This window comes from Brachybacterium tyrofermentans (assembly GCF_039526165.1).
Classification (GTDB): Bacteria; Actinomycetota; Actinomycetes; order Actinomycetales; family Dermabacteraceae; genus Brachybacterium; species Brachybacterium tyrofermentans.
The window spans coordinates 1-1,486 of sequence record NZ_BAAAIR010000077.1 but is presented as its reverse complement, the minus strand read 5'-3'; the positions used below and the strand labels follow the sequence as shown (position 1 = coordinate 1,486).

Sequence of the window (1,486 nt, the reverse complement as noted above, 5' to 3'; positions counted from 1 at the left end):
CGGTCTCGCATGCCGGTGCGGTGCTGCTGACCGACACACTCCACTCCACCGGCCTGGCCCATTCGCTGCGCGAAGCGCTGGATCCTTGGACGAAACCGCTGGCCGAGCATCACGCCGCGAAGGTTCTGCTGGACCTTGCGATGACTCTCACGGTGGGCGGGGAGGTCGCTCGGGACACTGACCTGTTGCGGTGCGAGCCGGGCCTGTTCGGGCCCGTCGCCTCGGCCCCGACGATCTCGCGCACGCTCACCACCCTGGCCGAAGACGCCCCGGCAGTGATCGAGGCAATCTCGAGGGCCCGCCGTGCCGCGCGTGAACGAGCCTGGACCCTGGCCGGTGATCACTCCCCGGCCGCGCAGGCCAGCGCGAAGGCCCCGCTGGTCATCGACCTCGACGCCACCCTGATCAACGTCCACAGCGAGAAGGAACAGGCCGCACCGACGTTCAAACGCGGCTTCGGCTACCACCCCCTATGCGCGTTCCTCGACCACGGTCAGGCCGGCACCGGGGAACCCCTCGCCATCGCCCTGCGCCCGGGCAACGCGGGCTCGAACACCGCCAGCGATCACATCACCGTCACTCGCCAGGCTCTCGCCCAGCTCCCACCAGCCCTGCGTGCCCGGGACGGGCGGGGCTCGAAGAAGATCTTGATCCGCACCGACGGGGCCGGCGGCACCAAGGGCTTCATCGACTGGCTGACCACGCAGCGTCTGGGCTACTCGGTCGGGTTCACCCTCCCGGCACACACTCCTGACCTGCTGGAACGTATCGATAGAGCCGATGCGTGGACTCCCGCCTACGACACCGAGGACGACGGGATCCGCGATGGGGCATGGGTCGCGGAGCTGACCGGGCTGCTGGACCTTACAAGCTGGCCAGAGGGGATGCGAGTGATCGTGCGGAAGGAACGACCCCACCCCGGAGCGCAGCTGCGGATCACCGATCACGAGGGCATGCGGATCACCGCGTTCGCGACCAACGCCCCGCGCGGGCAACTGCCCGTCCTCGAGCTGCGTCACCGTCGCCGTGCGCGCTGCGAGGACCGGATCCGGAACGCGAAGGACATGGGACTGATGAAGTTCCCGCTGCAGTCCTTCGCGCAGAACCAGGTCTGGTGCCAGATCGTCCAGCTCGCCTCCGACCTGGTCGCCTGGATGCAAACCATCGCTTTCACCAGTGACGACGCGCGGAAGTGGGAGCCCAAACGACTCCGTGCGCGATTGTTTGAGATTCCCGCGACTCTCGTGCGGCGCTGTCGGCACAAGGTCCTACACCTCGCCCGGCACGCCCCGGAAGCACTCACCGTCTTGACCGGCGTCAACCGGCTCCGCATCGCCGTCGCGCAGACCTGAACCGGCGAGCCCGCTCGTCCCTACGATCCCCAGCACCTTCTCGGGAGTGGAACCCGACCGCCCGCCACGGACACGGCGACAGATCGTCACACCCACATGCCAGAATCAGCAGCTGAACACCGGCAACGACGCCG

Annotated in this window: 1 protein-coding gene; it reads left to right on the top strand. The window is 68.2% G+C overall.

Features of this window, described 5'->3' with window-relative positions; all coding sequences use genetic code 11:
- On the top strand, positions 1 to 1,352 hold a 1,352-nt coding region (locus ABD093_RS18290; protein ID WP_193081961.1), incomplete at its 5' end, for an IS1380 family transposase.
- Positions 1,353 to 1,486: the final 134 nt, after the last annotated feature.